20 protein-coding genes are annotated in these 24,335 nt (G+C 72.9%); 10 read left to right on the forward strand and 10 right to left on the reverse strand.

The window, feature by feature from the left end; translation table 11 throughout:
• Window positions 1-346: 346 nt before the first annotated feature.
• From ACIBCM_RS34345 to ACIBCM_RS34355, 3 genes are all read left to right on the forward strand, one after another.
• Complete coding sequence (locus ACIBCM_RS34345; RefSeq protein ID WP_399250219.1) at window positions 347-1,774, forward strand: rhodanese-like domain-containing protein; 1,428 nt, start codon at window positions 347-349, stop codon at window positions 1,772-1,774.
• A 106-nt stretch (window positions 1,775-1,880) separates the two neighbouring features.
• A complete protein-coding gene (locus ACIBCM_RS34350; RefSeq protein ID WP_399250266.1) occupies window positions 1,881-2,282 on the forward strand; it encodes a rhodanese-like domain-containing protein in 402 nt (133 codons plus the stop codon).
• Window positions 2,279-3,022: a sulfite exporter TauE/SafE family protein gene (locus ACIBCM_RS34355; RefSeq protein WP_399250221.1), complete on the forward strand. Its 744-nt coding sequence runs from the start codon at window positions 2,279-2,281 to the stop codon at window positions 3,020-3,022. The genes ACIBCM_RS34350 and ACIBCM_RS34355 overlap by 4 nt, the downstream gene beginning before the upstream one ends.
• Window positions 3,023-3,219: 197 nt before the next feature.
• On the opposite strand, the gene ACIBCM_RS34360 is transcribed toward ACIBCM_RS34355, so the two are convergent.
• Window positions 3,220-3,507 carry a metal-sensitive transcriptional regulator gene (locus ACIBCM_RS34360; protein ID WP_399250223.1) on the reverse strand — a complete coding sequence of 96 codons (288 nt, stop codon included), beginning with the start codon at window positions 3,505-3,507 and terminating at the stop codon, window positions 3,220-3,222.
• Window positions 3,508-3,630: 123 nt separating this feature from the next.
• Between ACIBCM_RS34360 and ACIBCM_RS34365 the strand changes: the two genes are divergently transcribed.
• A complete protein-coding gene (locus ACIBCM_RS34365) occupies window positions 3,631-4,221 on the forward strand; it encodes a rhodanese-like domain-containing protein (RefSeq protein WP_399250225.1) in 591 nt (196 codons plus the stop codon).
• A gap of 516 nt (window positions 4,222-4,737) precedes the next feature.
• Here ACIBCM_RS34365 and ACIBCM_RS34370 read toward each other — a convergent pair.
• Complete coding sequence (locus ACIBCM_RS34370; RefSeq protein ID WP_399250227.1) at window positions 4,738-5,577, reverse strand: TetR/AcrR family transcriptional regulator C-terminal domain-containing protein; 840 nt, start codon at window positions 5,575-5,577, stop codon at window positions 4,738-4,740.
• A gap of 135 nt (window positions 5,578-5,712) precedes the next feature.
• Here ACIBCM_RS34370 and ACIBCM_RS34375 point away from each other — a divergent pair, with 135 nt between their 5' ends.
• Complete coding sequence (locus ACIBCM_RS34375; protein ID WP_399250229.1) at window positions 5,713-7,347, forward strand: MFS transporter; 1,635 nt, start codon at window positions 5,713-5,715, stop codon at window positions 7,345-7,347.
• A gap of 542 nt (window positions 7,348-7,889) precedes the next feature.
• Here the strand turns inward: ACIBCM_RS34375 and ACIBCM_RS34380 are convergent.
• Both ACIBCM_RS34380 and ACIBCM_RS34385 read right to left on the reverse strand, forming a co-directional pair.
• On the reverse strand, window positions 7,890-8,711 hold the full coding sequence (locus ACIBCM_RS34380; RefSeq protein WP_399250231.1) for a lipase family protein: 822 nt from the start codon (window positions 8,709-8,711) through the stop codon (window positions 7,890-7,892).
• Between the two features lie 263 nt (window positions 8,712-8,974).
• Window positions 8,975-9,127: a hypothetical protein gene (locus ACIBCM_RS34385; protein ID WP_399250233.1), complete on the reverse strand. Its 153-nt coding sequence runs from the start codon at window positions 9,125-9,127 to the stop codon at window positions 8,975-8,977.
• 233 nt (window positions 9,128-9,360) lie between these two features.
• On the opposite strand from ACIBCM_RS34385, the gene ACIBCM_RS34390 reads away from it, so the two are divergent.
• Window positions 9,361-12,438, forward strand: coding sequence for an AAA family ATPase (locus ACIBCM_RS34390; RefSeq protein ID WP_399250235.1), 3,078 nt, complete (start codon window positions 9,361-9,363; stop codon window positions 12,436-12,438).
• A gap of 253 nt (window positions 12,439-12,691) precedes the next feature.
• On the opposite strand, the gene ACIBCM_RS34395 is transcribed toward ACIBCM_RS34390, so the two are convergent.
• Window positions 12,692-13,267 carry a TetR/AcrR family transcriptional regulator gene (locus ACIBCM_RS34395; RefSeq protein ID WP_399250237.1) on the reverse strand — a complete coding sequence of 192 codons (576 nt, stop codon included), beginning with the start codon at window positions 13,265-13,267 and terminating at the stop codon, window positions 12,692-12,694.
• A 578-nt stretch (window positions 13,268-13,845) separates the two neighbouring features.
• Between ACIBCM_RS34395 and ACIBCM_RS34400 the strand changes: the two genes are divergently transcribed.
• Window positions 13,846-14,490 (forward strand): hypothetical protein, encoded by a 645-nt coding sequence (locus ACIBCM_RS34400; protein ID WP_399250239.1) that lies wholly within the window; start codon window positions 13,846-13,848, stop codon window positions 14,488-14,490.
• A gap of 125 nt (window positions 14,491-14,615) precedes the next feature.
• On the forward strand, window positions 14,616-15,908 hold the full coding sequence (locus tag ACIBCM_RS34405) for a DUF1266 domain-containing protein (protein WP_399250268.1): 1,293 nt from the start codon (window positions 14,616-14,618) through the stop codon (window positions 15,906-15,908).
• 492 nt (window positions 15,909-16,400) lie between these two features.
• On the opposite strand, the gene ACIBCM_RS34410 is transcribed toward ACIBCM_RS34405, so the two are convergent.
• The 5 genes from ACIBCM_RS34410 to ACIBCM_RS34430 form a co-directional block, all read right to left on the reverse strand.
• Window positions 16,401-17,372 carry a hypothetical protein gene (locus ACIBCM_RS34410; protein ID WP_399250241.1) on the reverse strand — a complete coding sequence of 324 codons (972 nt, stop codon included), beginning with the start codon at window positions 17,370-17,372 and terminating at the stop codon, window positions 16,401-16,403.
• Complete coding sequence (locus ACIBCM_RS34415) at window positions 17,369-18,592, reverse strand: protein phosphatase 2C domain-containing protein (RefSeq protein WP_399250243.1); 1,224 nt, start codon at window positions 18,590-18,592, stop codon at window positions 17,369-17,371. Before ACIBCM_RS34415 ends, ACIBCM_RS34410 begins: the two co-directional genes overlap by 4 nt.
• Before the next feature lie 20 nt (window positions 18,593-18,612).
• Window positions 18,613-19,278: a VWA domain-containing protein gene (locus tag ACIBCM_RS34420; RefSeq protein WP_399250245.1), complete on the reverse strand. Its 666-nt coding sequence runs from the start codon at window positions 19,276-19,278 to the stop codon at window positions 18,613-18,615.
• Between the two features lie 319 nt (window positions 19,279-19,597).
• Window positions 19,598-20,026: a hypothetical protein gene (locus ACIBCM_RS34425; RefSeq protein WP_399250270.1), complete on the reverse strand. Its 429-nt coding sequence runs from the start codon at window positions 20,024-20,026 to the stop codon at window positions 19,598-19,600.
• A gap of 53 nt (window positions 20,027-20,079) precedes the next feature.
• Entirely contained in the window at window positions 20,080-21,324 is a 1,245-nt protein-coding gene (locus ACIBCM_RS34430; RefSeq protein ID WP_399250247.1) for a methyl-accepting chemotaxis protein, read from the reverse strand.
• A 295-nt stretch (window positions 21,325-21,619) separates the two neighbouring features.
• Here ACIBCM_RS34430 and ACIBCM_RS34435 point away from each other — a divergent pair, with 295 nt between their 5' ends.
• Both ACIBCM_RS34435 and ACIBCM_RS34440 read left to right on the forward strand, forming a co-directional pair.
• Complete coding sequence (locus ACIBCM_RS34435) at window positions 21,620-22,579, forward strand: tellurium resistance protein TerA (RefSeq protein ID WP_399250248.1); 960 nt, start codon at window positions 21,620-21,622, stop codon at window positions 22,577-22,579.
• A gap of 356 nt (window positions 22,580-22,935) precedes the next feature.
• Window positions 22,936-24,315, forward strand: coding sequence for a TerD family protein (locus tag ACIBCM_RS34440; RefSeq protein WP_399250250.1), 1,380 nt, complete (start codon window positions 22,936-22,938; stop codon window positions 24,313-24,315).
• The last annotated feature ends 20 nt before the right edge of the window (window positions 24,316-24,335 follow it).

Consider the following 24,335-nt stretch of genomic DNA (forward strand, 5'->3'; position numbering starts at 1 on the left):
CGGGCGCACGCCAACCTTCGGTTCCCCCGTCCAGTCGAGTCAAGCCACACCAGACGGCATCAACCCCCGGAGATCAATTACGGGACAGCTCTTAGTACCGAACGGCTTTGTCGAGCGATCTCCTGACGGAAGTCTCCTGAGTGCGCGACGGGCCGCCACAGCGCCGCATCCGCTGTCCTGAGCCATGGGCTCCCGTGTGTCCGCCACCCCGGGCGCTCATCGGAGGACCTGCCCAGGCCTCCGTGAGCGAGGCCACATCCGTCGTCGAGAATACCCCCGGGGGTAACTCTGTTAACGTCTGTGACATACCCCGGGGGGTAATGCGGCAGGCGAAAGGATCAGGGCAGTGTTCTTCATCGACACCGTTGAGGTGCCTGGGCTCGGCAATCGGAGCTATCTGGCGGGCGGTGCGGACGCCGCCGTGGTGGTCGATCCGCCCCGGGACATCGACCGGGTCCTGGAGGCCGCGGCCAGCCGTGAGGTACGGATCACCCACGTCGTCGAGACCCATGTGCACAACGACTATGTGACGGGCGGACTCGAACTCGCCCGCCAGGTCGGCGCCGCCTATCTCGTACCGGCGGGGGCGCGGGTCTCGTACGAACGCGTCCCGGTCTCCGACGGTGACCTGGCCGTCATCGAGCCCGGACTGACCCTGCGCGCCGTCGCCACCCCGGGACACACCCCGCACCACACCGCGTACGTCCTCGAAGAGGACGGCCGGGCCGTGGGCGCCTTCACCGGGGGCTCGCTGCTCATCGGGACCGTGGGCCGGCCCGATCTGGTCGAGCCCCGGCTGACGGAGGGCCTCGCCCGCGCCCAGCACAGCTCGGCGCACCGGCTGGCGGACGAACTGCCGGACGACACCGCCGTCCTGCCCACCCACGGCTTCGGCAGCTTCTGTTCGTCGTCGCAGAACGGCTCCGCCACCGCCACCACCATCGGCCGGGAGCGGGCCGTCAATGAGGCGCTGGTCAAGGACGCCGATACGTTCGTCGCCGAACTGCTCTCCTCCCTCGACGACATCCCGGCGTACTACACGCACATGGGTCCGCTGAACGCCCGCGGTCCCCGCCCCGTCGATCTGACCCCGCCCGCCGTCGCCGACGCGGACGAGATCGCGCGGCGACTGGCCGAGGGGGAGTGGGTGGTCGATCTGCGGAGCCGTATCGCCTTCGCAGAGGGCCATGTCGCCGGGTCGTTCAACTTCGAGGCGAGCGGTCAGCTCGCCACCTATCTCGCCTGGCTGATCCCTTGGGGCAGGCCGGTCACCCTGCTCGCCGAGTCGGCCGGGCAGCTCGCGGACGCGCAGCGGGAACTGGTGCGCGTGGGCATCGACCGGCCCGCCGCGGCCGCCACCGGAACGCCCCGGGACTGGGTACGGGAGGGGGAGTGGCCCCGCTCCTTCCCGCGTGCCGCCTTCGCCGATCTCGCGGCCGAGTACGGGGTCGGGGACGGGAACGCTTCTGGGGCGGCCGGTGCCGGGACCGAGCCTGCGTCCGGCGGCGGGAGCGAGGCCGTGGTCGTCCTCGATGTACGGCGGGACTCCGAGCGGGCGGCCGGCTGGGTCACCGGCTCCGTCCACATCCCCGTGCACCGGCTGCGCTCCCGGCTCCACGAGGTACCGCCGGGCACGGTCTGGGTGCACTGCGCCGGAGGCATGCGGGCCGCGATCGCCGCGTCCCTGCTGGACGCGGCGGGGCGCGATGTCGTCGCCGTGGACGACGGCTTCGACGGCGCCCGCGCGGCCGGCCTGCCCCTCACCGAGGGGTGACCCGGTGTCCGCGCCGTCTTTCTTCCGCCGTACGACCGGCCGGATCGTCCGTACGGCCCTCCGGACCCGGACGGGCCGCACGGACCGGTCCGGCCACTCGGAGGGGATGGGCGGGACCGGTCCCACCGGCCGTGAGACGGCTGCGCCCGGCCGTGTCGGGCCTGCCGAAGCCGCCGCTCTGTGCGCCTCCGCCGACGCCGTACTGCTCGATGTCCGTGAGCGGGCCGAATGGGACGCGGGACACGCGCCCCACGCGGTCCATCTGCCCCTGTCCGCCCTGGTGTCCGGGGCTCCGCTGCCTCCCTCCGCGCGGAACCGGCCGGTCGTCGTGATCTGTCGCTCCGGTGCGCGTTCGCGGCAGGCCGCCGGGCTGCTCGCCGCGCGTGGTGCCGACGCCGTCGACGTCACGGGCGGTATGCGCGCCTGGGTGCGGGCCAGGCTCCCGGTCGTGGACGCGCGCGGGGGCGCGGGCGGGCTCCCGGGCGGGGACGGCGGCTTCCCGGCGTGAGTACGTTGCTGCTGGCCCTGTCCGCCGGGGCCGTCGTCGGCCTGGCGCTCGGGGCCCTCGGGGGCGGTGGCAGTGTGCTCGCCGTTCCCGCCCTGATCTATCTGCTCGGCTTCACCCCGGCCGCGGCCGGTACCGCGAGCCTGGTCATCGTCACCGCCACCTCCGCCGCGGCGCTGTTCGCGCACGCCCGCGACGGACAGGTCCGGTGGCGTACGGGCGCGCTGTTCGCCGTGGCGGGACTGGTTCCGGCCGCGCTGGGGGGTGCCGCGGCGGGGAAGCTGCCCGAGGCGGTGCTGACCGGGGCGTTCGCGGTGGTCGCGGTCGTCGTGGCGGTGCGGATGCTCCGGGCCCCGGAGACCGCCGAGTCCGTACGGAGGGGGCCGGTCGCCGTGGCCGGTACGGGTGCCGGACTGGGCGCGGTGACCGGAGTGCTGGGTGTGGGCGGGGGCTTCCTCGCCGTGCCCGCGCTCGTCCGCACCCTCGGTCTGCGGATGCGCCCGGCCGTCGGCACCAGCCTGCTGGTGATCACCGTGAACTCGCTGGCCGCGCTCATGACCCGTACCGGAACCGCCGACGGACTGGACTGGGCCGTCGTGGCCCCCTTCGCGGGGGCGGCGATCCTCGGCGCCTGGGACGGCAAGCGGCTGTCCGGGAAGGTCAGGGGCGGAACGCTTCAGCGGATCTTCGCGTACGCCCTGCTGGCGGTGGGCGCGCTGATGCTGACGGATGTGGTCCTGTGAGCGGGCGCGCCTGTGCGTACGGCCTCGGGGCTCGGTGCGGGACCGGGTGTCGGTATGGGACCGGGTGTCGGTGCGGGGCCGGATGTCGGTATGAGACCAGGATCACGAGCCGGTACGGGGCCGGGTGTGCCCGTGCGTACGGGGCCGGGTGTCGGTTCTCGCCCGCCCCGGAGGGCACGCGTTCCGGGTCGGGCGGCTCACGCCAGGGACAGGAACAGCTTCTCCAGCCGTGCCCGCATCTGCTCCGGGTCCTCCCCGCCCTTGCGCCCGGACTCGATGTCCGTCAGGCACTGCTGGAGGCCGGTGGCGATGATCGCGAACCCGGCCCTGTCCAGCGCCCGCGACGCCGCCGCCAACTGCGTCACGACGTCCTCGCAGTCGCGTCCCTCCTCGATCATCCGGATCACCCCGGAGATCTGGCCCTGGGCACGGCGCAGTCGGTTCAGTACGGCCTTCAGCTCGGCGCCTGCGAGATCCAGCTCCACGGCAACTCCTTCATAGATACCCCTGGGGGTAATTTAACCTGGAGAGGCACCGGCAGATTCCCTCGATCACCTCAAGAGACACCAGCGAACCAGTACGACCCCTTCCAAAGGATGGCATCCGGCATGAGCACCACCACCGCACCGGCCCTCGACGTCGAGCAGACCCGTACCCGCATACACGACCTGGTCGTCATCGACGTCCGTACGCCCGGCGAGTACGCGTCCGGCCATCTGCCCGGCGCCCTCAACATCCCCCTGGACGCCCTGCCCGGTGCCCTCCCCGAGATCCGAGAGGCCGCGGACCGGGGCGAGATCCTTGTCGTCTGTGCGTCCGGCGCCCGGTCCGAGAGCGCCTGCGCACTGCTGGCCGGGCACGGGGTGTCCACCGCCACACTCTCCGGCGGCACCAACGCATGGGCCGAGCGCGGCCATGAGCTGGACCGGCCCGAGGGGCCGGCCTGCTCGACCCGGAGCAACTGGTCGATGGAGCGTCAGGTCCGCTTCGCGGCGGGCAGCCTGGTACTGACGGGCGCCGGGCTCAGCCGCGCGCACCACCCGGCGTGGCTGCTGCTCTCCGCGGGTGTCGCCGGCGGCCTCGTCTTCTCCGCGCTCACCAACACCTGCGGGATGGCGGCCGTACTCGCCAAACTCCCGCACAACCGCCCCCGCGCGGCGGACCTGGCGCAGACGCTGGAGCGACTGCGCCGGGGGTGAGCAACCCGGGCACTCACTCCAACGCCGGAACAAACGCCCGGATCAGGTGGGAACCCGTACACCACTTCCGCGGCCTATTCTTTGTGGCTCGGTTCTCTCCCCCAGACTCCGTCCGGGGGACCCCCACCGGGGGCCCTAAGTGTGCGTCGACGGTCGATCGTGCTCGACCACTCGTTCCTCGCGGCCTCCGCGCGTTCTCCCTTTCGACACCCACGGCCCCCTTCGGCTCACTCGCCAGGCACATGGGGTGAAAGGAAGGGGTGCGGGACCTTGTCAGGCCAGCTGCCAGGCCCCACCGGGCGAAGGGAAGGGTGTGGGCTCTCGTGTACTCACTCACCGGGCCCACCCGGTGAAAGGAAGGGCGCGGGCCCCGGAAACTCATTCGTCGGGCTCGCCGGGCCCCGGTTGCCATGGGACATCCTGGGCTCCGGGGCCGGCGGGCCGGTGGTTGCCGGGGCCGCCCTGTTCGTACGGGCGGACGGCACCCGTGGTCGGGGCGCGGTACGGCAGGCGCGGTCAGGGCGCGGTGGGGATGCGGGCCTCCACACCATCCAGTACGCATGCCAGACCCACATCGAAGGCCGATCCGCGTTCCTTGTCCACTTCGACGTGCTGGATCGCGGCGTAGCGCATCCGTAGCCGGGGGTAGGGCTGCGCGGCGGCCACCGCGGCGGGGCCGATCTCCTCGACCCACTCCTGCTCGCTCCTGCCGCTTCTCGCGAGTGTCGTCAAGAACGCGGCCTCGGTGACCGTCGTCCCGATGACGTACGAGAAGACGGTGCTCATCAGCATGTCCGCCTCGCCGAGGTCGTCGAAGCCCGCGGCCTCGAAGATGCCGAGCGCCGCGTCGGAGAGCCGCATCATGTTGGGCCCGAGATGGGCCATGCCCACCTCGCCGAGCACCGACGCGATCCAGGGGTGGCGCAGGATCGCCTCGCGCAGGCTGCGGGCACAGCGTTCGGCGGCCGGCCGCCAGTCCTCCGGGCCGGTGGCGGGCGGGACCACGATCTCGCCGTAGACCTCGTCCACGACCAGTTCGATCAGCTCCTCCTTGTTGGTCACATGGGAGTACATCGAGGTGGCGCCCGCGTTCAGCCGGGTGCCGAGCTTCCGCATGCTCAATGCCTCGATGCCGTCGTTGTCGAGCAGCCTGAGAGCCTCGGCCACGATCTGCTCGCGGCTCAGCGCGGGCTGCTCCCGCCGCCGCCTCTGCGGACGGGTCCACACGGAGGCGAACTCCTGGGCGGGCTGATCCTCCTGTACGGACTTCGCGGCCCTCTTCGCCCCTGCGGGCTTCTCCGCCATCTGCGCCTTCTGCGCCTTCACCGGCTTCTCCCGCCGCTCGTCGACCGACACCTCGGCTCCCTTCGTGGCTTGTGCGATCCAGCCTAGCGCAGCATCCGAACGGCGTACGTACTTGCGCACAGTGTTCGGACTCCGTACAGTGTTCGGTGAAGCGCACGCCGTACGTGATTCTGGGAGGGAAGGCTCATGCAGCAGGAACGTCATCCGCGACGCTGGCTCATCCTGATCGTGCTCTGCCTCAGCACGCTGGTGCTGGTGATCGACAACATGGTGCTCACGGTGGCGATCCCGCCGATCACGGAGGACCTGGGGGCGAGTGCCCAGGACATCCAGTGGATCATCGACTCCTACATCCTGGTCTTCGCCGGTCTGCTGCTGACCTCCGGAAGCCTCTCGGACCGATTCGGCCGGCGAAAAGTGATGATCATCGGCTTGGCGCTGTTCGGGGCGGCGTCCGTCCTGGCAACGGTCGCCGACAGTCCGGACCAGCTGATCCTGGCCCGGGTGCTGATGGGCGTGGGTGGTGCGCTGGTGATGCCGAGCACGCTGTCGATCCTGATCACGGTCTTCGACGAGGACGAGCGGCCCAAGGCGATCGCGGCCTGGAGCGCGGTGGCGATGGTCGGTCTGGTCGGTGGTCCGGTTCTCGGTGGTGCGCTGATCGCCAAGTTCTGGTGGGGCGCGGTCTTCCTGATCAATGTTCCGATCGCGATTCTGGCGATCGTCGCCGCGCTGGTGCTGATGCCGGAGTCCAAGGGTCCGTGGCGCAAGGCCGACCCGCTCGGCATGGTGCTGTCGATGGCCGGTATGACCGCGCTCGTCTGGACCATCATCGAGCTGCCCAAGGAGGGCATCACCGCGCCCGGCACACTGGCCGCGCTGATCACGGCCGTGGTGAGCCTGGTCGGGTTCGCGGTCTGGGAGACCCGTACGGACTCGCCGATGGTGCCCGTCAGCCTGTTCCGCAACAAGGTCTTCACCGGGGCGAGCTTCTCGCTCGTGCTGCTGACCTTCGCCAACGGCGGTCTGATGCTGGTGCTGACCCAGTATCTGCAGTTCGTGCTGGGCTACTCCCCGACCGAGACCGGTCTCGCCTTCGCCCCCATGGCCGTGGCCGTGATCGTGTTCAACACCATCGGCGCCTCGCTGGTGGCCAGGACGGGCAACCGGGCCATGGCGGTCACGGGCCTCCTGGTGACCGCCGCCGGGTTCGGCGTCCTGGCGACCCTCTCCCAGGGTGACGGCTTCGGGCTGCTGGCCGCCTCCATGGTCCTGATGGGCGCGGGCGGCGGGCTGGCGATGCCGGCGGCGATCGCGGCCCTGATGGGAGCCGTACCGGAGGAGCACGCGGGTGTCGGCTCCGCTCTCAACGACACCATCCAGCAGGCGGGCGCGGCCCTCGGCGTCGCGATCCTCGGCGCGGTCCTGTCGAGCACCTACACCGGTGCCATGCCGGACTCGGCGCCCGAGGCCGCCCGGGAGTCCGTCTCCGTCGCCCTGCTGGACCCGGCCCTCGCGGACGGCGCCCGGAACGCCTTCACCTCGGCGATGTCGACCAGCTTCGTGGCGGGCGCGGCCGGAGTGATCGCCGCGGCGGTGCTGGCTCTGCTGCTGATGCGGGACCGCAAGCCGGCCGCCACCGACGGGGATTCCGGGGACACGGGCACCGGCGGGGACGCGGGGCACCCCGATGGCTCCGCTCACGCTGCCGACGCCGGTCACGCCGGTGGTACGGAGACGGCCGGGCCCGCCGGGGACAGGGCGCCGGGGCCCGTGGCGAGGGTGACGGCCGAGCCGATGCAGGTGGAGGCCGCCCACTGAGCGCGCACAGGACGACGGAACACCGATCGCGCGGCGCACCGGGCGCCCGCCCGCACCCCGATCACGGAGGACAACCAAGACCCCGAGAAACCAAGGCGTTCGAGAAGCCGAGAAACCGAGACCCCGAGAAACCGAAACACCGAGTCGCCGAAGCGTCGAGTCCGGGGAAGGGGGACCCGAGACCCGAGACCCGAGACCCGACGGTATCGAGACGCCGGAACACCGAGAAGGGGGAGGGGAGGAGACGCCGGGACGGGAGTACGGAGAACCTGCGGGACCGGAGCGACGAGCCGGACGCGGGGGGGGGGGGGGGGGCCCCCCCCCCCCCCCCCCCCCCCCCCCCCCCGCGTCCGGGTGCTCGGACAGTCGGACGTCGGACAGTCCGACACCAGGACACCGGACACCGGGGCTCCGCACACCAGGGTTCCGGACACCGGGCTCCGCCGCCCCGCCGCCCCGCATACCCCGCCTCCGCGCCACTCCGGTTGTCCGACTGCCGACTGCCGACTGCCGACTGGCGCCCGCCCCCCGTCCGGCGGGCGTCAGACGAGGTTCTTCTCCAGCGCGCTGACATAGCTCCCGATGAAGTGGTCCCGCACCCCGTCGGTCGTCGGCGCGAACACATCGGCCGTCAGGCCCTTGGCCCGGTCCGCGAGGGCGCCCAGCAGCGGCATGGACGTACGCAGCTTCCCGTTCGCGTCGATGTACCGGAGCGTCTGGACATGGTTGTACGCGGGCTCCGGCGGCAGATGGGGCACGATGTCGTTGTTGTTGACGAACCGGTGGAACCGGTCCTTGAAGCCCTTGTCGCAGGCGGCGGCAAGGGTACGGTCGCAGGTGCGGGGCTGCCCGTAGGTGAACACCCCGTCCGCGCGCAGCCGGGGCTCCTCCAGATACAGCCGGCAGCCCGCGAGCATCGCGAGCGCGCCACCGAGGCTGTGCCCGGTGAACCACACCGTCTGCCCGTTGTCCCGCAGTTCGGTGACGGACTCCCGGACGGCCGGATAGATCGAGTCCAGGGCCTCCCCGAACCCGTAGTGGACGTACCCGGTCCGCGCGGGTCCCGGCCACGGCGGGGTGTTCACGTCCGAGAGCCAGTCCCGGATCTGGAGCGGCTCGGTGCCCCGGAACGCGGTCACGATCATCCGTTCACTGGCGAGGGTGTACGCCTGGGTGTCCTCCAGCGCGAACGGCGGCGCGAACCGCGAGGTGTGGTGCCGCACCCGTGCGAACCCCCACTCCTCGGCCCGCTGTTCGACCTCCGCCTCGCTCCGGTAGGCGAGTTCGGCGGCCCTCAGCATCCAGTAGGCGTGCGGCAGGCTGTATCCGGTGGCGTGGTGGTCGAACGTGGAGGGTACGGTCACGGGTCGGCTCCCTGGTCGGGCTGGTCTCGGGTGCTTTCGGCGCCCCACGGGTCCGTGGGGGACGCGCCCCCTGTCGTATCCATCCCGCCCGTCCGGGGGACGGCGCCTCGCCCCGCGCCCGCCCGAAGGTGCCGGATCGAGTGCGCCACCACCGCCCGAGTTGACGCGCCGGGCGGACGGGACGGGTCGCACGAGGCCACCTGGGACAGGGGCATGGCCGAGGCCCCGGATCCCGTCGAACGGGATCCGGGGCCTCGGCACGGTCACGACGTGGTGCGGGGAGCACGGCCCCGGCGCGCCCTCCACCGCCGGGAGAGGGTGCGGACGGCGCGGACCGAGTCGAACGCCAGCCGGACGGACCCGATGACGATCGACAGGACGACCGCGTGCTCCTGGACGAACTGCACTGCCTCCATGAGGAGTTCCCCTTTTCATTTGTGGTCTTCTTCTGTGGTCCGGCGGTTCGGTGCGAGCGGCCGGTGAGTCCTGTCTAGAAGTGGGGAGAGTCGTCCTGAAGGGCCGTCGGACAGCGGCCGGACAGCCCCCGCGCGACCTGCGTTCGCGCAGGCTGTCCGGTGTCCGGGGGACGTCCCGCCGGACAGCCGCATAGGCTCGGAGGGGTTGGCGGACACGACGGGGAGGGGACGGCGTGGCGGTGGGATTCGGCGAGATCGAGGACGGGGTTTCCCTGGAGGCACGGGAGTTGGCGGGCCGGCTCAGGACGGCAGCGCAGCGGGCCGGTTACGCGGGTGTGCGGGAGCTGGCCGCCGGTACGGGAGTGGGGCGTACGACGGTCTCCGACGCCATGACCGCCAGACGTGTACCGACCTGGCCGACCCTCTCCGCACTTCTGCGCGGCTGCGATGTGACACCCGATCTGGAGTGGTCGAGGGCCCAGGAGTCGGCCAGAGCGGCCGTGGAGCGGGAGAAGCGGGCCGCCCGGGGAATCGGGGCGCCCGCCGAGCAGGCCGCGGAACACCCCGCCGACCCGTCCGAGACGGCGAACAGCGCCCCCACCGGTCCCAACACCTTCTCCATCCGCGCCCCTTACGGCGATCTCCCGCCCCGGGTGCGCGGGCGCGACGACCTGCTGGCCCGGCTGGAGACCCGCCTCGGCGAGGGCGAGAGCCGTGCCCAGATCCTCTACGGGCTCGGCGGCTGCGGAAAGACGACCGTCGCGCTGTATCTGGCCCGCCAGGCCCGGGACCGCGGCTACCGGGTCTTCTGGCTCTCCGCGTCCAGCGCCGACCGCCTCGTCACGGGCATGCGGGAGGTCGCCCGTGAACTCGGCGCTGACGAGGACGACATCGACGCCGCCTGGGCCGGGCGCACCAGCGCCACCGATCTCGTCTGGCGGTGGCTGGACGCCTCCGAGCGGCCCTGGCTGCTGGTCGTGGACAACGCGGACGAGCCCGCCTGGCTCGCCTCCGACAGCGGCGCCCCCGGCGACGGCACCGGATGGCTGCGCTCCAGCCGCGCGGGTATGACCGTGGTGACCTCACGCGTCGGCAGCCCCGACGTATGGGGCGGGGAGGCCGACACCCACCGCATCGGGGTGCTCAGCTCCGCGGACGGCCGGGACGTCCTGCTCGATCTGGCCGGGGACGCGGGTGACCCGGGCGAGGCCCTGGTGCTCGCCGAACGCCTGGACGGCCTGCCGCTGGCCCTCAAGCTCGCGGGCTCCTACCTCGCCCGCTCGGCACGCGGCGCGGGGCTGCTCCGCCACCGGGGCAGGCGCCCGGGACGGGTACGGGGCTTCGCCGCGTACACCGAGGCGCTGGGCGAGGCGGGCGCGAGCTTCCTCGACGAGGGGGAGCGGCGGCGACAGGACGACTCCGACACCGAGCATATGCACCGGCGGCTCGTCGGACGCACCTGGGAACTCTCCCTCGATCTGCTGGAGGAGCAGCAACTCCCCGAGGCCCGCTCCCTGATGCGGCTGCTCTCCTGCTGCGCGCCCGCCCCCTTCCCGGTCGAACTGCTGGACCCCGAGGCCCTGGCCGTCGGGGACCACCACCCCGACGCGACCGGTGCCGCCCCCGGACCCGGTGCAGTACTGCCCCATCAGTCCGATCAGTCCGATCAGTCCGATCGGCCGGATCAGGCCGACCGTGCCCTCGAAGCCCTGATCGACCTCAATCTCATCGACGTCGTCGACATCGCGCCGGACGGTGCCTCGACCGACCGGGACGCCATCCCCTGTCTGGTGAGCCACCGGCTCGTCCTGGAGGCCAACGCCCTGCGTCTGACCGACGGTCCGGAGCGGGAGAGGACCGCCGTGTGGCGGGCCGCCGCCCGAGTCGTCGAGGCCGGTGGCGCCGCCACGGCCCCCGAACTGCCGCCCGGCTGGCCCTGGTGGCGGCTGCTCTCCCCGCATGTCGTCGCGGCCCTCACCGTCTGTCCCGACGACGAGGAGATCCTGCTGCCGCTGCTGAGGGCCGGGCTGGCGGCGTACGCGTACTACAACTTCGGCAACTCCTCCACGGAGGCCGGAAAACTGGCCGGGCTGCTGTCCCGGCGCAGCGCGGTGCTCGCCCCGGACGATCCGGTACGGCTCTCCGTACGGCACCGGGCCGCGCTGTCGCTGCTCCAGGACCGTGACGAACTGGCGGAGTTCGAGGCGGTCCTCGCCGCGCAGCTGACCCGGCTCGGCCCGGACCACCCCGAAACCCTCATCACCCGGCACAACGTCGCCGTGTCCCGGCACGCGTGCGGGCTGAGCACCGAGTCGGAGAAGGAGGCGGAGCTGCGGGCCGTGCTGAGCGCCCGCCGCCGGGTGCTGGGCCCCCACGACCCGTACACCCTGCTCACCCATGGCGCACTCGCCCGGATGATCATGTCGCGGGGACACGGCACCGACGCCGACCGTGCCCTGGTCCGCGATATGGAGGGTGAGACCCCCGAGGACCGCCGGCTCGTTCCGCTGCACAACCGCCATCACATGGGCCACGCGCTGGACGCGGCGGGGCGGTGGAGCGAGGCGGAGGAGGAGTACCGGTCCGTGCTGCGGGACCTGGAGGAGTACGGGGAGCGGGACTCGGGTCTGCACCGGGACCTGTACCACTGCCTCGCCTACAACCTGCACCACCAGCAGCGCCACCCGGAGGCGCTGGAGGCCATCGACGTCTCCCTCGCCTGGTTCGACGGCAGCGGCGAGGACCGTTCGCTCGAAAGCCGTCTCGCGCTGCCGATCCGCCATCGGCGCGGTGATCTGCTGCGTGCCGGCGGACGGGTGGCGGAGGGCGAGGCGGAGATCCGCGAGATCATCGGGCTGCGGCTGCGCACGGTCGACCCGAGCGACTCGGTGGTCCTCTCCGAGCGCCACTGTCTCGCGCACGCGCTGGAGGGTCTGGCCCGGTACCCGGAGGCACAGGACGAACTCCGGGACGTGGCCGCCTCGTACGCCTCCATCCTCGGGCCCGGCGACAAACACACCCGGGAGTCCCGCTTCTGCCTCGCCCGGATGCTCCATCTCCACGGCGACCGCTCCGAGGCGCTGGGCCTGTACGAACAGGTGCTGGCCGCCGAGACCACCGCACTCGGCGAGGACCACTCGGACACCCTGGTCACCCGGTTCCGGCTGGACGAGTGCCGCCGGGACGAGGGGCTGCTGACGCCGGAGGCGGCGCGGGAGGCGTTCGAACAGGTGCGGGTACGCCAGGTGGCGCTGGTGGGTGAGGACCACGTCCGGGTGACGGTGATCGTCAAGGCCCTGGAGGACCTGTAAAGGCATGTGAAGGTCCTGGAGGACGGACTGATCGCGGGCCGGCTGGTCGCGGGGGCCTGATCGAGGAGCAACCGCACGCGGGGGCCTGACCCCGGGGCGCCCGGCCGTGGGAGGCCCGGCCCCAAGATGTCCGGATGCCCGGCCCCAGGTGTCCGGCCGCCTCGGTGTCCGGCCGCTCAGAGGGAGGTTCCCGGGCAGGGGCGGGGGCAGTGGCAGGGGCCGTGGGGGTGACCGGGTGCGCCCGGTCACCCCGTCAGTGGGGAGCCAGCCCGGAGAGGGTGACGGTGACCAGGCGTCGGACCGCGGCCCGGGAGGGCAGACCACCGGCCGCGGCGAGGGCGTGGAGACAGTAACCCGCCAGCTCCACGGGCGGGATGTCGTCCCTCAGTTCCCCTTCGGCGGCACCCCGTGCGATCAGCTCCGCGATCAGATCGCGGAGGCCGTGGTGGGCCAGGGCCATGTGCTCGCCCTGGTGCAGCAGCGCCGAGAGTTCGGTGCCGTGGTGCTCATGGCGCTCGTACGACAGCAGGGCGTACGCCCGCAGGACGGCGTCGAGTCGGGCGCCGGGGCCCTCCGTCCGGTCGCGCACCTTCACGAGCTGGTCGAGATGCCCGGCGACCACGCGCTCGTGCCATGCGGTCAGCACCGCCTCGACGTCGGGAAAGTACTTGTACAGCGTGGCCCGGCCGATTCCCGCCGCCTCCGCGATCCCCGACATCGTCACGGCCATCAGCCCCTGCTCGGCCACGAGCCTCGCGGTCGCGTCCAGGACCGTGTCCCGTACGGCGCCGCGATGTGCCTCGATGGTCTCGCTCCACAGCTTGGGCATGGGCTCAGTGTACGGGACGACGGCAGCGTGACATGGTGACGTCTATCTAGACAGTGTGTATCGAAAAATGCCATCGTGGTCCCGGGCGCCCCGGCGGTCAGCGGCGGCGGCCGTGCCCCGGGCCGCGGGACCGCCGGACCGTCCGCCGGCCCCTCAGCCCTTCGAGGAAGTGGACAGATGACGGACTCCCCGCCCCGCACAGAACCCACAGAACCCGCAGAACCAGCACATTCGACAGATCCGGCAGAACGTACGGCTGCCACGGACGACCCGCACGACCGGAACGATCCGTACGGGGTGAACGGCCGGTACGACGTGCCCGGCCCGCAGGCCCGGCCCGGCCCCGGCACCGAGGCCGCCCCGGGCCTCCCCCGCACCGGGGCCGCCCCAGGCCTCCCCGGCCGTCAGGGCACCTCCGGGGCCCGGCGCGCTCCCCGGGCCCCGGGCGGTGAGGGGCCACCGGGAGGTCCCCGCTCCGGCAGGCCCCGCTGGGTGACCGTGCTTGTGACCGGCGCCTTGGCCCTGGTCGCCTTACTCCTCGTCGCCCATCTCGGCGGCGGCGGCGCGGGAGGCCACTGATGCCCCGTCCGCTGCCGCCGCTGCCCCCGCCCCTGCGCAAGCTCGTCCTCACCGCCCATGTCACCGCCTCCGTGGGATGGTTCGGCGCGGTGACCGTCTTTCTGGTGCTCGCCGTCGCCGGTCTGCGCGGCGGCGATCCCGGCACGGCCCGCGCGGTCTACCCCGCCCTCGACCTCACCGGCTGGTACGTCGTCGTCCCGCTGTGCCTCGCCTCGCTGGCGACCGGCACGGTCATGTCCCTCGGCACCCCCTGGGGCCTCGCCCGCCACTACTGGGTCCTGGCCAAGGTGTGGATCACCGTCCCGGCCACCGTCGTGCTGCTGGCCCATATGCGGCCGGTGAGCCGTCTGGCCGACGCCGCCGGGGCTGGGGCCGGGGCCGCCGTATCGGTTCCCGACCCCGGCGGACTGCGGACCCGGCTCGTCGTCCAGGCCGCCGCCGCCCTCGCCGTCCTGCTCGCGGCCACCGCGCTGTCGGTCGTGAAACCGTCGGGCCTCACCCGGTACGGACAGCGGGTGCGCGAACGCCGGTCCACGAGCCCGCCGCCCCGAAAACCGCCCGCCGCCCCGGAACCCGGAGCAGCACCCGGCCCCGGCCCCATGACACCGCACCCGCCCCCGGGGCACCGCGCTCCGCTCCCGTAACGCACCGGGAGCCCGCCCGGACCGCCCCCGTGGCGGAGGGGCGGACTCCGCGGGCCCGGACCGCGTTCCACACCCCCACTAGCGGAAACATTCGAAGGGGCGCTCGATAGAGTCTCCCCATGGCGATGTTGAACGGGGAGGGCCTCGCAGCCGCCGGGTCGGGTCAGGACGGCGACGCGGGGCAGCACGACGGCACGACGGCCTCCTGGCAGGCGCCGAGTCCGACCGAACGCGAGCTGTACGAGGCGAAGCTGCGCGGCGACTGGTCCGGGTACTTCGACGTGCTGGCCCGCAGCTGTCTCTATATGGCCGAATCCCGCGCGCTCGCCGACGCCGTCCCCCGCCGTATGGAGTTCGCGCCGTACTACGCCCCCCGGCTCGGCCATCAGTACGCGGCCGTCTACACCGAGGGCATGCTCCCGGCCCCGGTCGCCGACCCCGTCTACTTCTCCGGGTCCCTGGACTGGTACGCACGGGTGTGGGCCGAGAGCGACCCCGCGTGGCTGGCGGTCAATCCGGGCAGCCCCTCCGAGGCGTTCTTCCCCACCTCCGCCGCCCACCGTGAACTCTGGCGCCGGCACGCGGCCGGCAGCGAGGGCGGCTGTCACCCGCGCGGCCAGCTCCGCGCGCTCCACGTCGGCGGCCCGCTGCACGGCCCGGTCGCCCATGGACTCGCCTGCGCCGCCCTGCTGTTCGTCACCAACGGCGAGTCCTGGAACTCCATGGCCTACCACGGCCACGGCTACACCGAGGAGCGCCGCCGCCTCCAGGAGTGGTGGGGCATCGCCACCGCGGAGGACTGGCGGCGGATCCAGGAGCGCCTTCTGAACGCCGAGATGGTCAGCTCCGTCTGGGAGTTCGCCCTCCAGATCCGGCGCTCCCTCGCCCTCGACTTCGGCGGCTCCGTCGAACTGGACCACTGGCGCCAGGTCGCAGAACGGGTGATCCGCGCCAACGCCGACCACGCGAAGCACCCCCGTCTCACCGCCGAGGGCGTCTCCCCCGGCCGCCCCCGCGAGGAGTCCGAGGTCACGGCCCAGGTCGCCGGGGTGCAGCGCCTCATCGGCCGGATCGCCCGCTACGAGGCCCGGTTCCGCGCCGACGGCCTGCTGGGCGAGGGCCAGTTCGTCCGTACCGCCGAGGCATGGGACTACGGCCGGGCCTCCGGCATGGCCCGCTGGGGCGTCGGCGGGCGCTACTGCACCGTCCAGGAGGCCGAGAGCGCCGTACTGCGGGCCGGGCGGGCGGGCCGGATGAACTACCGGTCCTGGAAGGAGTTCTCGGCCGCGTACATCCTCGGCCGGTGCCTCCACTTCGACGAGGAGGAGTTCGGCGACTGGTACGAGGACGTCCTCGCCGCCCACCGGGTCCTCACCACCGACCCGGCGAGCCCCTGGCTCAACATCCCCTGGAAGTAGCCCGCCAGGGGCCGGACACCCGGGGCGTGCGCAGGCGGACAGGGCCGAAGGGCGGGACCCGCGGACCCGCGGAATCGACGCCGGGGCGCCCGCGGCGGTGCTCCGGACGGAGCCCGCCGACGCGCTCCGGGACTCGACCCGGGGACCCGGCCCCGGAGACCCGGGCCGGACGGGCGTCCGGCGCCCCGCCCGGACGCCCCGCCGGTCCGGATACCCGGCCGGATCAGGCGCTGGATGGGCCCGGCGCTGGATGAGCGGTTGCCGGATGGGCCAGGGACTGGATGGAGCGGGTGCCGGCCCGGTTCGGGCGCCCGGTCGGATCGGAGCTCGGTCGGATCGAACGCCCGGCGGGACCGGACCGCGGCCGATTCCGACCCCGGCCGGTCGGACCCCTTCCCGGTTCAGACCCGGGCGCCGGAACCGATCCCCTTCCCGGAACCGATCCCCTTCCCGGAACCGACCCCCTTCCCGGAACCGATCCCCTTCCCCCGGTCAGGCCCCCGGCGGACGCAGCGGGATCGACCCCCGGTCGCGTACCCCGTCGAGCATCGCGCGGTTCAGCTGCGGCCGGGGCGCCGGTGCGGCGGCGGTCAGCTTGATGACGTCCCGCCCCGACAGCGCGGTACGCCACTCGGCGAGCGTGGGCCGGGTGCCGAGCGCGCCGCCCGCCTGGGCGAACCGTTCCCGTACCGCCGTCTCCTGCCGCTCGTCGAGTTCGCCCGCCAGCACCCCGAGCGGGCCGCCCGGCACGGCGTACGCCTCCCGGGACAGGATGCGGCCCGCGGCCAGTGCCGCCTTGTAGCGATCGCTGTCCACGGTGACCGAGCCGGGACGGGCCAGCGGATCGGCCCAGTCGGGAGTGTCGGCCTGGGCGAGGACCGGGGGTTCGCCCGTGACCCGGAACCCGTCGCAGTCGAGCAGATACACCGCGGGCGCGGGCCGTACCGTCCACAGGATGTTGGCCTGGGACACATCGCCCAGCACCAGGCCCCAGCTGTGCAGCCGCTCGATCAGCGTCACCAGCGCGAGCGTCAGTTCGCGCCGCTGGCCGGGCGCGGGCTGGCGGATGTCCTGCCATGCGGTCTTCGGCTCCCGCAGCAGGAACTGAAGCTCCGTCAGCTTCACCGCGCCCTGCGCGGTGCGCCAGGTCATCTCCGCCGGGGCCTCGTACATCAGGAACCCGACCGGGCGCCCTCCGTCCACCACCCGGCACAGCGGCCAGGCGGTCCCCGCGTCCAGCCGGTCCCGCTCCTCGGGCGGCAGCGCGCGGTACACGGCGACCAGCGCGCCGAGCGCCCCGCCGTCGACCTGACCGGGGGAGCGGTAGCTCTTGTACAGCAGGGCGCTGCGGCCGGGGCTGACGGGTTCCCGTACGGAGTGGACCTCCCCCTGCCCGCCGTCGCCGATCTTGCCCCCGAGGGTGAGCGAGGACAGCGGAACGTCCGCGCCGTCGGCGGCGGTCATCGCACGCCCTCCCACAGACAGACGACCGACCGGTCGTCGTCGTAGGACTTCACCCGGGTCTGCACCTGCCACATGAAGTCGGAGAGTTCGGGCACGGCGGCGCTGTGCCCCCACTGCTCCGCCAGCCGGTCCCGCAGCTCCCGCTCGCCCGCGAGCGGCCCGGAGAACCCGTCCGTGCACAGGATCAGCACATCACCCGGCTCCGACGGAGTGAGCAGCGCGGCCCCCACCCCGCTGTAGGCGTCGGGCAGCGCGGCGGTCCTGGTGTCGATCACCCCGTCGGCGCCGGGCGCCCCGGGAGCGTCCAAGCGTTCCCAACGGCGGTCCCGCAGCCGGAACAGCCCGCCGTCCCCGACCGCGAGGAAGCCGCGTGCCGTGACATCCGGATCGAGCGGTACGACCAGGGCGCGCAGCGTGGTCGCGTACGCCGTGCCGGGTCCCTCGGTCAGATTCCGCAGCTCCGCCGCCGTGTTGGCCACCGCCGTGTCGGCGAGTGCCGTGAAGGTGGCCACATCGCGGTTGCGCAGGGCCGCCGCCAGTTCCTCCGCGACCCGGTCCAGATAGCGGGCCAGGAGGCGTACGGCATGGGACGACCCCCGGTGGGAGAGCGGCGCCGATCCGACGCCGTCGGCCACCGCGAGCAGCAGCAGCCCGGACTGGGCCGTGCCGTCGCCCCGTCCGGCGCCGGGGGCCGGGGCCGGCCCGAGCCTGCTGACCCCGACCGCGTCCTGCCGGCACTCCCCGTTCCAGCGGTGGGAGTCCCCGCGCACGGACACCGCCCGTACGGTCAGCGCCCCGATCTCGGCCCCGTCGAGCACGGTGTCGGGCAGGGTGGCGGCGAGCAGGTCCGCCTCACGTACGGACGGCAGCCCGAGCGGGTTGGCGGGATAGCTCGGCGGGCGGGCGCCGATATGGAGGGGACCGCCGCGCGGGATCTCGGGCGGGGGAGCGCTGTGGCGGGGCCGTATGGCCTGCTGGATGTCCTGGGGGAGCCCTTCGAGCAGCCCGTCGTCACCGGCGTCCGGCCAGTGCGGCGCCGGGGGCCGGAGGCCGCCCTGGGGCAGGGGGCGGTGGTCACCGCGAGGCCCCGGTTCGTCGCGGGGGCGGCCCGGTGCGGGCGGATCACCCTGGGGCTGCGCCGGGGGGCGGTCCGGTGAGGCCGGGTCATGGGCCCCGGGAGGCGGGGGGCGATGGCCCAGCGGGCCGGGCAAGTGGTCCATGGCGAACCTCCTCTCGGCTGTCAGAGCTTGTCGAGCGCGACGGTGGTGAAGCCGGTCACCTGCTCGTCCACGGCGAGACTGAAACCAGTGCTGCCGTCGGCGGACATACTGCTGGCCGAGCGCACGATCGAACGGGTGAGGCTCGCGGCGAACTCACGGAGCGCGGCGGCGGGCGAGACGGACGAGTCCTGCTGCATGAAGGCGCGGAAGTTGGCGACCTGGCTGATCGTGGCGGTGTCCGCCGCGCCGATGCCGAAGGCGATGATCTTCGGGGCGTAGCGGGAGGAGGTCAGGTCCTGGAGCGCCTGCTCCCAGCCGCCGTCCGTGGGCACCCCGTCGGAGAGGAAGAAGACGACGGGCCGGTACACCTCGTGGCCCTGGGACTTGAGGTCGGCCACATCCGCCTCGACGCACTTCTTCAGCGTACGGAAGGCCTCCCCGTACGAGGTCACTCCGCCGGCGGCGAGCGCGGGCAGGCTGTCCAGCTCGCTGAGGTCCACCAGCGGCTGGAGCACCGTGGCGTCGTCGGAGAAGCCGATGAGGGCGAACCGGGTCTTGTCGGCCACCGTCGGATTGGTGCTGATCTCCTGGTGGAGGTCGGGCAGCGCGGCGTTGATGGCGTCGATGGGCGGACCGCTCATCGAGCCCGACTCGTCGCACACCATATAGAAAGGCAGGATTTGCACGAGCGTTCCTCCGGTGAGGGTTCACGGTCAGGGCCGGTGGGGGATCGGGGGTGGAGCGAGGCCGGTCGGTCTCTGTCGGTCTCTGTCGGGGTCGGGTTGGTGTCGGTCGGTTTCGGTTGGTGTCGGTCGAACAGCCGGTGTCAGCCCGTGTCCGTCCGGCGGTCGGTGCAGGGCGCGTCGGACAGCCGGAGGGGCCGGCGGATCAGCGGACGGGTCCGCGGATCGGTGGTTTCACGAGGCAGGCATCGGGTCGGCGGTTCATCTCAGCGGGTCAGAGGGTCAGCGGTTCATCCGGTCGGCGGGGCGGTCGTTCATCCGGTCAGTGGGTGTAGAAGTAGATCTCCAGGTCCGCATGCCCGCTCGACCCCCGGAGCAGGACGAAGTCCCGGGTGGTGGTGCCGCGGAACATCTCCGGACGGGCCTCGTCCAGCAGCGAGTTGACCCGGCGGGCGTACGCGACCCCCGCCCCCGCATCCTGATTGCGGCCGAAGGTGAGGACGATGGCCGCCTGGCGCCCCTGGTACTTCGCGGTGACCGCGCGCAGCCGGGCGATGATCCGGCGGGTGTCGGAGGCGTTCGCGTCGATCGCCACCTCCACCGGCTTGCGCTCCACGGCACGCGGCCCGGCGGGCTTCTTCGGAGGCGCGGTGGCCTTGCCGGAGGCGCCGGGAGTGGGCCGGGCGGTCTGGGCCGCCCCCAGCGGATCGCCCCGGTCGCCCATCGCGACCAGGGTCACCACCAGCAGCATGTCGGCGAAGAGCCAGCCCGCCAGATGCAGCGGGTTCACTCCCCGCCGCCGCCTCACGGCGCTCCCGTTTCCAGCGGCGCGGGGCGTTTGGCGAGATCCACATGGCCGTTGTGGTCGCGGGGCTCGTACGTCAGGGACAAGCCGGGCCCCGCGGAGCCCGGTTCGCCCAGCGCGACGGCCAGCTCCGCGAAGCGCGAGGCGGCGGCGCGCAGAGCCTCGGTCTGCTCGGCGAGCTGCCGGGCCGCGTCCTGGGAGGCCACGACCGCCTGTGCGGTCTGCTCGGCCACCTCGCCGATACGGGCCAGGGTCAGCGCGGTGACATCGGCGGCCACCTCGGTGCTCGTGGTGAACGAGCGCTGGGAGGCGGCCAGTACGGTGACGGCGTCCTCGACCCGTTCACCGGCCCGGTCGAGCCGGTCGCGGATCTCTCCGCTCGCCGTACGGACCTCGCCGAGTGCCTTGCTCACCCCGTCGCCGCTGTCGGCCACGGCCTTCTCGATCCGCCCGGCCACCCGCTCCAGCGGGACCAGGGCGGCATCGACTCCCGCGAGCCGCCGCTTCGCGCCCTCCACGGACTTGCCGACCAGTTCGGCCGCCGCCTCCAGACTCGTCTGGGCCTTGACCGCCTTGTCGGACAGCTGGTTGAGGGTGTGGGCGGACTTGCCCAGCTCCGCGGCGAACCGTACGGGCGAGCCGAACCGCTCCTCGTTCAGCAGGAGCTGGGCCCGGGTGAGTACGGGCACCAGCCGGGCGAGCAGTTCGTCGCCGCCGAGCCTCGCGGCCTCCTCGGCACGGTCCTGGGCGGCCCGGCGCCATCCGTGCAGCATCGCCAGCATCAGGAGGAGCAGAATCACGAGGGTGGCGGTCCCGACGACGTGCCCGAAGGTGAACCAGCCGGTCAGATGCCCTTCGAAGCCGGTCTGCCACAGCTGGAGAAAGGGCCGCGCGGCCTGTTTGCGATCGGCCTCGATCAGTGCTTCGTACGCGCTGGAGGCCCGGGTCAGCCCGGACCAGGTGAGCAGCAGCGGTACGAACACCAGCGCCCCGAGGCCGGCCTCCAGCCATCCGAGGTAGGCGGGCGGGCGCCGGGTGCGCAGGGCCTGTACCGACTCCCGGCGCGCGAACGCCGAGACCAGGTCCAGTTCGGTCCAGGGTTCCAGATCGCCGTCGCCGATTCCGCGCAACGCGTCGGCGAGTACGGTGAGTTCGTCGCGCCGGGAGGCGAGGCCCGGTTCCCTGGCGAGATCGGTGAGGTCTGCCGCGACTTTGTTACGGCCGGCCAGTGCCCCTACTGGCATACGCACCCCCATGCGAACGCGGTCGGGATGCGGCCCCGCTCAACCCGACTCGTGTGCGCGGATCCCCCAAACCCCTTGAACAGCCGTAAAGTTGGCTCCCGGCTGAGGCGCCGATGCTAGCGCATGCCGACCGCGACCGTGGGCGGAGCGAGGGACCGTCACACCGGAGGGCCGGTGCCGCCGGGGACGGCCGGTCCGACGACGGGCGGACGCCGTCCGCGAGCCCCGGCGCCGGTTGCGGACGAGCCCGCGGGGCGCCCGGAAACGTGCGCCACACGACCCGAGGGGGGAGACGATGGGGGACGATCGTCCACGCGGAGTGATCCGGCTGGGTGCCGGAAACAGAGGTACGGACGGCCCGCCGGACAGCAGACCGGACGGTACATCGGGCAGCGCGTCCGAGAGCGCCACGGGCCGTACCCCGGGCCGTACTCCGGGTACTCCGGGCCGGGCGCCCGAACCGGCTTCCGGCGACCCGGCGCCCGAACCGGCCTCGGGCCGGACGCCCGGCGGTCCTGCGGGTGGCCCCGGAGGTGAACCGGCGGGCCGGGACGGCGGATTACGAGGCCGGGACCGGGCAGCCGCCGAGCGCGGCGACGGGTCGCGCGGATCGGAGAGGCGATCCGGACGGGCCGAGGGCGGACGGAGCGGACCGTACGGGCAGCGGCAGAAGCCGCGTTCCCTGCTGACCAGGGGCTCACCCGCCGTCCGGCTCACCGGCCGCGGTGTCCTCCAGGTCAATCTCAACTGGCCTCCCGGGCATGACGCCGACCTCGATCTGGGCGCTCTGATCGAGTTCACCGACGGCGGCACGGCCGTGGTGCAGGCCCTCGGCGACGACTACGGTTCGCTCACCTCCTGGCCCTACGCGGCCCTGGACCAGGACGATCGCACCGGTGGCGCGTCCGACGGCGAGACCCTGCGCGTCAGCATGGAGCACCGCGCCCTCTTCCGCCGGCTGCTGATCTTCGCGTACGTCTACGAGGGCGCCGTCGACTTCCGCCGTCTGGGCGCCACCGCCGAGATCACCGGCCCGGACCGCTCCGGCGGCAGCCACCGCATCCTGCTGGACGACTCCCCGCCGGGCGCGGTCGCGTGCGCGATCGCCCGGGTGACGGCGGAGGGCGACGGCCTCACCATGCTGCGGGAGGTCCGCTGGTTCACCGCATCGCAGGAGTCGCTCATCCAGCAGCAGATCGACCGGGCCTACGGCTATGGCATGACCTGGGTGCCGATGACCAAGCCACCCCGCTGACGGGCCCGTCACCCGGGCGACCGGTCTCCGCGTCGCGACTCGGCCTCGCCGAGGGACCGGTGGGGCGTATGGGACGTACGGGGTGTCCGCCGGGTAGGGGGCGGTACGCGGGGCTTGGCCGACGAGCGGCCGACCCCCGTAACGACCCGTGCCCGACCCCCGTAACGACCTGCCCCGGGCCCCTCCATGACCCCCGACCCTCCACGACCCGCGCCCGGGCCGTCCCCGGCGGCCCCCGATACGGCGGCCCGGCAGGGCCCGGCACGACCGTCCGGACGGCTGCGCGATCGTCGTCTCCCTGTACCCATGTGGCTGCACGTGCCAAAGTGGCGGGACGGTACGAGTGGGGATTGGTTATGACAATACTTACCAAGGGTGCGAACGCACCCGTCGGCGGTACGCGCATCACGGCCGAACTGCGCAGTGTGGGGGACCCCGTGGACCTCAGCGCTCTGCTCATAGGGGCCGGAGGCAAGGTGAGATCCGACGCCGACATGGTGTTCTTCAACCAGCCGGACGCCGAGGCGGGGGCGGTGAGGCACCTGCCGGCGGGGGACGGCGGCGGCGAGCGGATCGTCGTGGAGCCCTCGGCGCTCCCGGCGTCCGTCGAGAGCGTGCTCCTGGTGGGGAGCTGCGATCCGGACGACACGAGCCGCACGTTCAGCGGGGTGAAGGACCTCTCCGTCCGCGCGCTGGAGGACGGCCGTGAGCCGGTCGTCTTCGAGGTACCCCCGATGACGGACGGCGAGCGCGCCGCCGTGCTGCTGGAGATCTACCGCAGGGGCGACGGCTGGAAGATCCGGGCGGTGGGCCAGGGGTACGCGGACGGACTCGCGGGCGTGGCCACGGACTTCGGCATCGACGTCGCGGACGACACCGACGAGGGCGGTACGAGCGGGGTCGGTACGGCTGCCCCGGCCGCTTCCGGAGCGGCCCCGCCCGCGGCGACCATGCCCACTCCCGTGCCCGCGCCCGCCGCGGCCGTGCCACCGGCGGCTGGTGCCGCCGCATCGCCCTTCACCAAGGTCACCATCAGCCTGGAGAAGGGCCAACAGGCGTCCATCAGCCTGGACAAGCAGGATCCCGCGCTGGAGGTCGTGGCCGCGCTGGAGTGGGACGGCGGCAGCGACAGCCGGCGCGAGCAGGGGGCCGACCTCGACTTCTACGCCCTGTTCGTCCCCGCGTCGAAGGCCCTGCGCGGACCGGTGGCGCCCGGGACGGTCGTCAAGGCCCGCCACGAGCCGGGGGGAACGGCCGTACGCCCCGGACAGGGCCCGGCCCCCCTCAGCAAGCGGGCGGCCAAGGCCAAGGCCAAGGCCCGCGCCGGAGCCGTCTACTACCGCAACCTGGGCTCGCTGACGGCGGAGCCGTACATCCTTCTGGACGGTGATTCCCGGATCCCGGGCCGGGAGACCATCCGTATCGTCCGACCCGACGAACAGGGTTATGTGCTGCTGTGCGCGTACTCCGCCGTCCAGAACGGAGCCGGATCGTTCCAGAGCTTCGGCGCGCAGGTCGTCGTCAGCGACGGACGGGGATCCACGGTCACCGTGCCTCTCTTCGAGGACGCCCACACGCGCTACTGGGTGGCGATCGCCCTGGTCGACTTCACGGAGCCCGGTGGCGCGGCCATCCGCCAGGTCGAGGCGTACAGCAGTCCGGGCAGCGAGGCTCGTCCCGGTCTGCACATCGACGGGACGATCAAGATGGACGCGGGACCGGTCGAGTTCAAGTAACGGTCGCGGCCTTGGCGCTT

The sequence above is a fragment of the Streptomyces sp. NPDC051018 genome, from assembly GCF_044456085.1.
Taxonomy (GTDB): domain Bacteria; phylum Actinomycetota; class Actinomycetes; order Streptomycetales; family Streptomycetaceae; genus Streptomyces.

What these genes read in the sequence shown, in the direction of transcription:
- ACIBCM_RS34350 (WP_399250266.1), top strand. Translation starts at nt 1,881, where the DNA reads ATGGGCGGGACCGGTCCCACCGGCCGTGAGACGGCTGCGCCCGGCCGT.
- ACIBCM_RS34365 (WP_399250225.1), top strand. Translation starts at nt 3,631, where the DNA reads ATGAGCACCACCACCGCACCGGCCCTCGACGTCGAGCAGACCCGTACC.
- ACIBCM_RS34375 (WP_399250229.1), top strand. Translation starts at nt 5,713, where the DNA reads ATGCAGCAGGAACGTCATCCGCGACGCTGGCTCATCCTGATCGTGCTC.
- ACIBCM_RS34385 (WP_399250233.1), bottom strand. Translation starts at nt 9,127, where the DNA reads ATGGAGGCAGTGCAGTTCGTCCAGGAGCACGCGGTCGTCCTGTCGATC.
- ACIBCM_RS34395 (WP_399250237.1), bottom strand. Translation starts at nt 13,267, where the DNA reads ATGCCCAAGCTGTGGAGCGAGACCATCGAGGCACATCGCGGCGCCGTA.
- ACIBCM_RS34400 (WP_399250239.1), top strand. Translation starts at nt 13,846, where the DNA reads ATGCCCCGTCCGCTGCCGCCGCTGCCCCCGCCCCTGCGCAAGCTCGTC.
- ACIBCM_RS34405 (WP_399250268.1), top strand. Translation starts at nt 14,616, where the DNA reads ATGTTGAACGGGGAGGGCCTCGCAGCCGCCGGGTCGGGTCAGGACGGC.
- ACIBCM_RS34410 (WP_399250241.1), bottom strand. Translation starts at nt 17,372, where the DNA reads ATGACCGCCGCCGACGGCGCGGACGTTCCGCTGTCCTCGCTCACCCTC.
- ACIBCM_RS34415 (WP_399250243.1), bottom strand. Translation starts at nt 18,592, where the DNA reads ATGGACCACTTGCCCGGCCCGCTGGGCCATCGCCCCCCGCCTCCCGGG.
- ACIBCM_RS34425 (WP_399250270.1), bottom strand. Translation starts at nt 20,026, where the DNA reads ATGCTGCTGGTGGTGACCCTGGTCGCGATGGGCGACCGGGGCGATCCG.
- ACIBCM_RS34430 (WP_399250247.1), bottom strand. Translation starts at nt 21,324, where the DNA reads ATGCCAGTAGGGGCACTGGCCGGCCGTAACAAAGTCGCGGCAGACCTC.
- ACIBCM_RS34435 (WP_399250248.1), top strand. Translation starts at nt 21,620, where the DNA reads ATGGGGGACGATCGTCCACGCGGAGTGATCCGGCTGGGTGCCGGAAAC.
- ACIBCM_RS34440 (WP_399250250.1), top strand. Translation starts at nt 22,936, where the DNA reads ATGACAATACTTACCAAGGGTGCGAACGCACCCGTCGGCGGTACGCGC.